The organism is Limosilactobacillus coleohominis (genome assembly GCF_016901675.1).
Classification (GTDB): Bacteria; Bacillota; Bacilli; order Lactobacillales; family Lactobacillaceae; genus Limosilactobacillus; species Limosilactobacillus intestinavium.
This window is the reverse complement of the sequence record NZ_JACJKU010000072.1, coordinates 1-7,690: the sequence shown is the minus strand read 5'-3', so window position 1 is coordinate 7,690 and position 7,690 is coordinate 1. Positions and strand designations below refer to the sequence as shown.

Here is a 7,690-nt window from a genome sequence, read left to right as displayed (position 1 = left end):
TGCGTATGCAGTGGCTTCTTTTGGTTAACAGAAGTTTTATATAGGAAAACATTATCCTTACCAGAAGTTCCAACTGGTTGATAAAGGTTAATAGGCAGTTGTTGTCCTGCAGCAGAATAAATTTTTTGAGTAGTAATAGTGGTAACTTTTTTCATTCCCCAGTGATGTGAATAGTTTGCAGTGACACCAGCTGTACAAAGAACGAAAAGAATTGCAAAAACAGTGACACCAATTTGCCGTCCTTTTTTCAAAAATATTGAACATAGGTACAACCCAATGGCTGTTAAGAATGATAAATAGATAAGCATTAGTCAGCCACCTCCTTCTTGTTTGCTAAGTCACGCGGTTTAGTATCCTTTAGTAAGAAGGTTGCGAAGAATCCAATGATTGAAAAAGCAATGGCAAACCAGAATGATGCATGGTATCCCTTGAGAGTTGCATTGATCATTGCGGCTTTGTATTGAAGTGGAGATTTTACTAAGAGTGACTTAGCAGGTTGCGCATTTTTGGTAACGTTGGTTAAGACGGACATCAAAATTGCGGTCCCAACAGAGGTTGCTACTTGGCGCATCGTATTGTTAACTGCAGTTCCGTGCGCAATGAGGTTAAATGGCAAAGCGTTCATACCGGAAGTAGTAACTGGCATCATAACCATAGAAATACCAAACATTCGGATACCATAAAGGATGATGATATCGATTGTAGGGGTGTCCCGGTTAACGAAGGCAAATGGTAAGGTCCCAATTACCAAGATAAACATTCCAGTTGTGGCAAGCCGACGAGCACCATAACGGTCAAACAGGTTCCCGGTAATTGGGCTCATAGCACCCATGAACAATGCCCCAAATAATAGGGTTAAACCGGAATGGAATGCTGACATTCCATGAACGATTTGTAAATATAGTGGGATTACTAATTCAACTGCAACCATTGCCATCATTGTGATAGAACTAAGAATCGTTGCTAAAGTAAATTCGAATGTTTTAAATACTCGGAAGTCTAAGAATGGATGTTCCAAGTGTGTTTGACGATAGGCCAAAATCAGAACCAAGATAAAGCCAATCACGATAGTAATGATAACTTCTGGATCTAGCCATCCTTTGTCTCCAACGGTTGAAAAACCATATAGCATACTACCAAAACCAAAAGTCGAAATCAGAGCTGACAGCCAGTCCAGCTTTGGGTGTCGGTTCTCAATTACGCTTTTGACGAAGAACGGAGCGAGAATAATAACAATTGCTACGATTGGAATAATCATTGCAAATAGGTATCGCCAGGAATAGTTATCAATGACCCATCCTGATAGTGATGGTCCAATGGCAGGTGCTAATCCAATTACTAAACCATTAATCCCCATGGCAGCACCACGCTTTTCAGGTGGGTAGATGGTTAACATAATAGTTTGCATAAGGGGCATTGTAATGCCGACCCCGACTGCTTGCACTAATCTGGCAACTAATAAGGTACCAAAATTAGGAGCCAGCCATGCCGTGATTGTTCCGATTTCAAAAATCACCATGGCTGAGGTATATAGATATTTAGTATTGAAGCGATTACTGAAATAAGCACTAATGGGAATCATAATCCCATTAACCATTAAGAATCCAGTAGTCAACCATTGAACAGTTGAAGTATTAACATTAAACGACTTCATTAAGGCAGGAAAAGCAGTTGCCAAAATAGTTTGATTTAAAAAGGTACAGAAAGCACCGATTAATAGAATGGCGACCATTAACCGCCGATTATATGGTTGTCCATTAATATCAACTGGAGTTTGATTTTCATGCACTATGTAGGCCCTCTTTCGTTTTTAAATACAGCACCAACTAATATATAACTTTTAAATATTATTGTCAAATAATTTGACAAAGAGATTAAAAAAGTTAATATTGTTATTTGATAACTAGTTAACTAAGGAGGCTTTTCTTCGTGAATTCGATGGCTCGGGAGCTACATAAAATTTTCTTTAATTCTAAATTACAGATCACATTGAGCGAACTAAGCGAGGCGTGTGAAGTATCGCCAAGCCAGATCCGTTATTGGGAAAAGAAAGGGTATATCAAGTCCATTCAAGGACAAAAAAATAAGAGTCACAAATATACTATTGCTACGTTAGGCACCGTTATGGGGATTAAATATTATCTCAACCAAGGTTTTACTTTAGCGGTTGCCTATGAGAAACAAAATCAACGGCGTGGGTTGTTTAAATGTATCAAATCTTTTGCAAATGGACGGATTCAAAATATTGAAGCAAAAGATCAGCATTATGAGATTGACTTGGGAAGTTTAGATAACATGCCCGATAAACGAGTAGTGGCAATTGTTGACAATAATGGTGATACTAAGTTGATTTTAAGAGATGCCGAATAATTATTTAACAAAAGCGCTTTCGTAATGTTATTCTGAAGATAATGATTAATTTACGAAGGGAAGAAACAATCGTGAGCGAACAATTAGTAGATTATGCGAGTCTTTCTGACGAGGCTAAAGCCGAGGCACGAAAGAATTTTATGGTTTATTATATTCATCAATTTAAGGGAGACAATTTAGAGGAAGTTTCTAACTTAGCAGATGATCGTGACCTGGCAATGATTAACCATTTATTAGAGGAAAACAACTTCCAAACAGTAGATGCACTGGTTCCATTATGTGAACGAATGGTATCATCTTCATTCGACCGGATCTTGCAGCGGTTGAATATGCAGTATAACTTGAATGGTGAATCACAGATCAACTGGGATCGGTGGACACAATCTTTACACACAAAACTACCGGTCGAAGATTAATGTTAGTAATGCAGGAGTGCGGTCATGATTGGTGAACGCGCCCTTTTTATTTTATTTAAATTTAAGTGGAGAATTGGTTAAATGAAAAAAAGTTCCGTTTATAATCGTGACGTTATCTTGGTGATGGCCGCCTCGTTCTTTTTTATGTTTAGTACGATGTTCGTTACTCCGTTGGTCAATGGTTATGCACGAAGTTTAGGAGCGAGCGCAACCTTTGCAGGAATTATTGTGGGGTTTATGAGTGTTGCGGCATTGGTGCTTCGTCCAATTGCAGGTAACATGACAGATCGTTTTTCAAAGTATGGATTGTCTTTTGCCGGTGGCATTTTAATCTTAATCGGAGTGTTAGGCTATGTTGTTACTCCTAATAGCGAATTATTGCTACTTTTTAGATTAATTAACGGTGTGGGGTACGTCCTTGATACGGTATGTATGACGACATGGCTGGCTTATTTAATTCCACGAGAACACGTTGGTGAAGCAATGGGATTTTATGGATTAATGAACGCTTTAGCAATGGCGATTGGACCAGCGATTTCAATTAATATCTACCAAACAGTGGGTTATCGACATGCAATGTTATTGTCAGCTCTTTCGGCCCTCTTAATGGTTGTGATGATCCAGTTTGTAGGTCAAAAGGGGCAGGTTGAAGTTCAGACTAAGCAAAAGCACCATTTTAAAATCATCCAAAAAGATGCATTGCCGGTTTGCTTCTTAATTACGTTGTTTGCTTTGCCTTATTTTGCTACTCAAGCGGATATTGTTACTTATGTAGCACAGCGTCGCATCGATGTTGCAGTTGGATCTTATTTTTTGATTTACGCTGTAATCTTGTTAGTATTACGAATTGTATTAAAAAATCTTTTTGATAGAGTTTGTTTTGGTTGGTGGCTGTTAGCTAGTACGGTTGCCACGGCTTTTTACTTGGTGATGCTGGCTATAATGCATAATAATTGGCAAATGACCCTTGCGGCTGCGGGAATGGCTGTTGGCTACGGAATTATTTATTCTGTTTTACAATCGACTGCTCTGCTATTGGCACCGTTAAACGAACAGGGGCTGGCTAGCTCGACATTTTATCTAGGCATGGATATTGCAATGTCGTTGGGTCCCATTCTTGGTGGGGTCATTGATAGTGCGTTACCAGTACGTTGGTATTATCCGGTGATGATGACTTTAGTACCAGTTATTATTCTGGTATATGCGATTTATCATCGACGACTAAACAATGCCATTCATAATCACTAGTTAATAGAAGGTTCTTCTCATTAAATCGCTCTTGTGGTAAACTAAAAATAGTTACTTTGAACGGAAAAATATAACTAGTTTGTTTCACAGATGAATATAATAGTGGCCATTAACCGAGGGCTACTATTTTGTCGTACCCTTTTTGGGTCAATACATACAAGTTATAAGTAAAATTAATAAAGGGAAGGTACTATGCAAAAGTTAAACATTAAGAATAATGAAGTTGCATTTTATGCAGTCGGTGGACTGGGTGAAATTGGTAAAAATATGTACTGTGTGCAGTTTCAAGATGAAATTGTCATTATTGATTGTGGGGTCCTGTTTCCCGAAGATGAATTATTAGGTGTCGACTATGTAATCCAAAATTATGATTACTTGGTAGAAAATAAGGATAAGATCAAGGGGATTTTCATTACTCACGGTCATGAAGACCACATCGGTGGTTTGCCATTTTTCTTACAAAAGGTCAATGCTCCTATTTATGCTGGGCCTTTTGCAATGTCACTGATTCGTGGCAAGCTTGAAGAAAAGCATCTGTTACGGGATGCTGAATTACATGAAATTGATGAGTTTGATACGGTTCATTTTAAGAAATTATGGGTTAGTTTCTTTAGAACTACACACTCCATTCCTGATACTTTAGGAGTAGCTGTTCATACTCCACAAGGTACCATTGTTCAAACTGGTGACTTTAAGTTTGACCTTACTCCAGTTGGTAATCTACCAGCGCCTAACTTTCAACAAATGGCTAAATTGGGTGAAGAAGGAGTCTTACTGTTAACGTCAGATTCTACCAATGCGGAACGTCCAGAGTTTACCAAATCAGAACGCTGGGTTGATATTCACATTCGGCGAGTCTTTGAGCGGATCAAGGGACGGATCATTTTTGCTTCATTTGCTTCCAACGTCTACCGGCTTCGTGAAGCGGTAGATGCAGCTCTAAAGCAAGGTCGTAAGATTGCAGTCTTTGGACGCAGTATGGAGAACGCAATTGAAGCTGGTCAACGTTTAGGCTACTTAAATATTCCTGAAAAGTCTTTGATCGATCCTAACGATATTAATTCATTTCCTCCTGAAGAGGTGATGATTATGTGTACAGGATCTCAGGGTGAACCAATGGCAGCGCTAAGTAGAATCGCTAATGGTAATCACCGTCAAATTAGCATTCAGCCTGGAGATACGGTTGTATTTTCCAGTAACCCAATTCCTGGGAATACAATTAGTGTGAACGCTTTGATTAATAAACTTGAAGAAGACGGTGCAGAAGTTATTCATGGGTACGTTAATAATATCCATACTTCTGGACACGGTGGTCAAATTGACGAAGAACTAATGCTACGTTTAATGAAGCCAAAGTTCTTTGCACCTGTTCACGGTGAATTCCGGATGCAAAAGATCCATACCAAACTGGCCCAGCTCACTGGAGTGCCAAAGGATCACTGCTTTATCCTTCAAAATGGTGATGTTTTAGCTTTGACTAAGGATACATGTCGAATTGCTGACCATATTGATAGTATGGGCGATGTATACATTGATGGTCGTGACGTTAATGATTCAGTTGGTAATCCCGAAATTCGCGAGCGGCGGATGCTTTCTGAAGAAGGGGTTGTAACAGCAATTGCGGTTATCGATATGAAAGATAAGCAGATTGTAGCGGGACCTGACATTGTATCTCGTGGCTTTGTATATATGCATGAGTCACAAGAACTGATTAAAGCGGCAAATCATGAAGTATTCTGGGCAATTCTAAATACATTCAAGAATCATGCCCATGCTGATCGAAGAGTCATCAATCGTACCATTGTTAGTCGCTTGCAAAAGCTGCTTTACCAACGTACTGGGCGCCGGCCAGTTATTATCCCAATGGTAACCATTTTGAATAATGATGAACCACGCAAAGAAGTTGGTGAAAAGCATAATTCTCATCGTCGGCGTCGTAATCACCATGAGAATACTAAGAAGCCATCAGTTAATCGCCAAAACAAGAAAACTGCTAAAACGGCGGTAACTGAATAATCATAATTCCACACAGACAGTAACAATAATGGGGTCTAACGCTCGTTTGCGATCGTTAGGCCCCTTATTGTTGTTGCTCCTCAGTCATGATTTTCCATGGATAAATAGATTATTATGTAATGGCTATTTAAAACAAAACAATTATGTTGAATTTTAAATTAGCCTTTTGATTAATGGATGAGTTTGTTATTATCGATATAGCAATTATTTTTAATCTTGGAATGGAGGAACTAAAATGTCAGGAAGAGATTACCTCCACATTTGGTATTTAGCCCAATCGGCAGTTATATTATTTTTACTTTTGCTGATTGGTGCCTGGGAAGCATATCACGGCATTCGCTTAGTGGTAGTGATTATCCCAGTAGCATTATTAATGCTGTTAGCAATTGTGAGTGCAAGCATTCCTCATCAACCGCATTGGCTGGAATTAATTAATCGGTGGCTGCAATCAATCTTTCAACCGTTGATTCTAACCGTGGTCTGGGGAATGGTTACACGAATTTTGATTGTCAGACTTCAATTGCCTGCTCGAGGAATTGTTGCACTAGGAATGATATATTATGTTGTGATGTTTGCACCATTTGCTAGTGAAATTGGTGGTCAGCTTCAATGGGCAGTTGGACGAATCATTTACCTATTTTGGTGGATGAACATTGTTTTAGCAATGTCAGTGGCCTTTCCATTGAAGTTCTCCGGGCCCCATGCATTTGCCGTTTTGATTAGTACAGGGGCCGTAGGAGCTGTTTCCTTCTTTGTAATGGTTACCACTGTTATGCGAGCTTGGCACTTATCATGGCCAGGCATTAAGCCTCAATTTGGTTGGGGCTTTAGCTGGTGGGTCTTGTTGACATTGATCATTGTTGATATTCTGTTTACCATCTGGAATGCTTATGGTACTGGAAATAGTTGGAAGAATATGTTCTTCCAATATAACCTTGTTTGGAAACGCCCTACTGGTACTTTAACAATGGAAGCATTTGAAGCCGCAGTTGCAGAAGAAACACTGTGCCGCTTTGGCTTCCTTGGTTGTGCATTATACGCATTTAGAAACTTTAATAACCGGATTCCATATGCCGTGCTATTGAGTTCTGCTTTATTTGGTTTGATGCACTACTTTAACTTAATTGGTCAAAGCTTTGATATTACAACTGTTCAAGTATTAAGTGCATTTTCCATGGGAATTTTTTTTGCAGTGGTCTATTTGTATACTGGGCAGTTATGGATTTCAATGATTATGCATTTTCTAATTGATTGGACAAGCTTTATGGTTTCTGGAACATCAGTAATGGTTGATAAAGCAAGTGCAATGGATTGGGTTACACTATTTGTTGAAATGGTCGTCTTTATTGGAATATCAATTTGGATGATGTATGGAAACCGACGTCAGGTTATGAAACGTCATGCTGACCGGTTAATTGGAGAAGATCAACATTTTGGTTTCCGACTAGAATTTAATTAAAAAAAGGCTCTACATCATTTAGTGTTGGTTTAACAAAATCGTGAAATTTTCGCTAAATTGGTATAGTTTTACGGGGCTGTGACATAAGTCCCCAATAATAAACGGAGTTGGATGAAATCTTCGGATTTCATTCAGCTCCGTTTTCCTTTAAAATATAGATACATTGATAAAAGAAAAAGGT

7 protein-coding genes are annotated in these 7,690 nt (G+C 38.9%); 5 read left to right on the top strand and 2 right to left on the bottom strand.

Annotation, left to right across the window (positions count from 1 at the left end):
- Together H5975_RS06740 and H5975_RS06735 are read right to left on the bottom strand one after the other, a co-directional pair.
- A partial coding sequence (locus tag H5975_RS06740) for a DUF4811 domain-containing protein (RefSeq protein ID WP_204785403.1) occupies positions 1 to 308 on the bottom strand: 308 nt, incomplete at its 3' end.
- Positions 308 to 1,732, bottom strand: a complete 1,425-nt coding sequence (locus H5975_RS06735) for an MDR family MFS transporter (protein WP_239459497.1) — start codon at positions 1,730 to 1,732, stop codon at positions 308 to 310. The genes H5975_RS06735 and H5975_RS06740, both read right to left, overlap by 1 nt.
- A 206-nt stretch (positions 1,733 to 1,938) precedes the next feature.
- Between H5975_RS06735 and H5975_RS06730 the strand changes: the two genes are divergently transcribed.
- From H5975_RS06730 to H5975_RS06710, 5 genes are all read left to right on the top strand, one after another.
- On the top strand, positions 1,939 to 2,370 hold the full coding sequence (locus H5975_RS06730) for a MerR family transcriptional regulator (protein WP_204785404.1): 432 nt from the start codon (positions 1,939 to 1,941) through the stop codon (positions 2,368 to 2,370).
- A 71-nt stretch (positions 2,371 to 2,441) separates the two neighbouring features.
- Positions 2,442 to 2,786 carry a hypothetical protein gene (locus tag H5975_RS06725; RefSeq protein WP_204785401.1) on the top strand — a complete coding sequence of 115 codons (345 nt, stop codon included), beginning with the start codon at positions 2,442 to 2,444 and terminating at the stop codon, positions 2,784 to 2,786.
- Positions 2,787 to 2,867: 81 nt separating this feature from the next.
- Positions 2,868 to 4,034 carry an MFS transporter gene (locus tag H5975_RS06720; protein ID WP_204785400.1) on the top strand — a complete coding sequence of 389 codons (1,167 nt, stop codon included), beginning with the start codon at positions 2,868 to 2,870 and terminating at the stop codon, positions 4,032 to 4,034.
- 192 nt (positions 4,035 to 4,226) lie between these two features.
- Positions 4,227 to 6,050 carry a ribonuclease J1 gene (gene rnjA, locus H5975_RS06715; RefSeq protein ID WP_204785399.1) on the top strand — a complete coding sequence of 608 codons (1,824 nt, stop codon included), beginning with the start codon at positions 4,227 to 4,229 and terminating at the stop codon, positions 6,048 to 6,050.
- Positions 6,051 to 6,285: 235 nt separating this feature from the next.
- Positions 6,286 to 7,509: a CPBP family intramembrane glutamic endopeptidase gene (locus tag H5975_RS06710; RefSeq protein ID WP_204785398.1), complete on the top strand. Its 1,224-nt coding sequence runs from the start codon at positions 6,286 to 6,288 to the stop codon at positions 7,507 to 7,509.
- Positions 7,510 to 7,690: the final 181 nt, after the last annotated feature.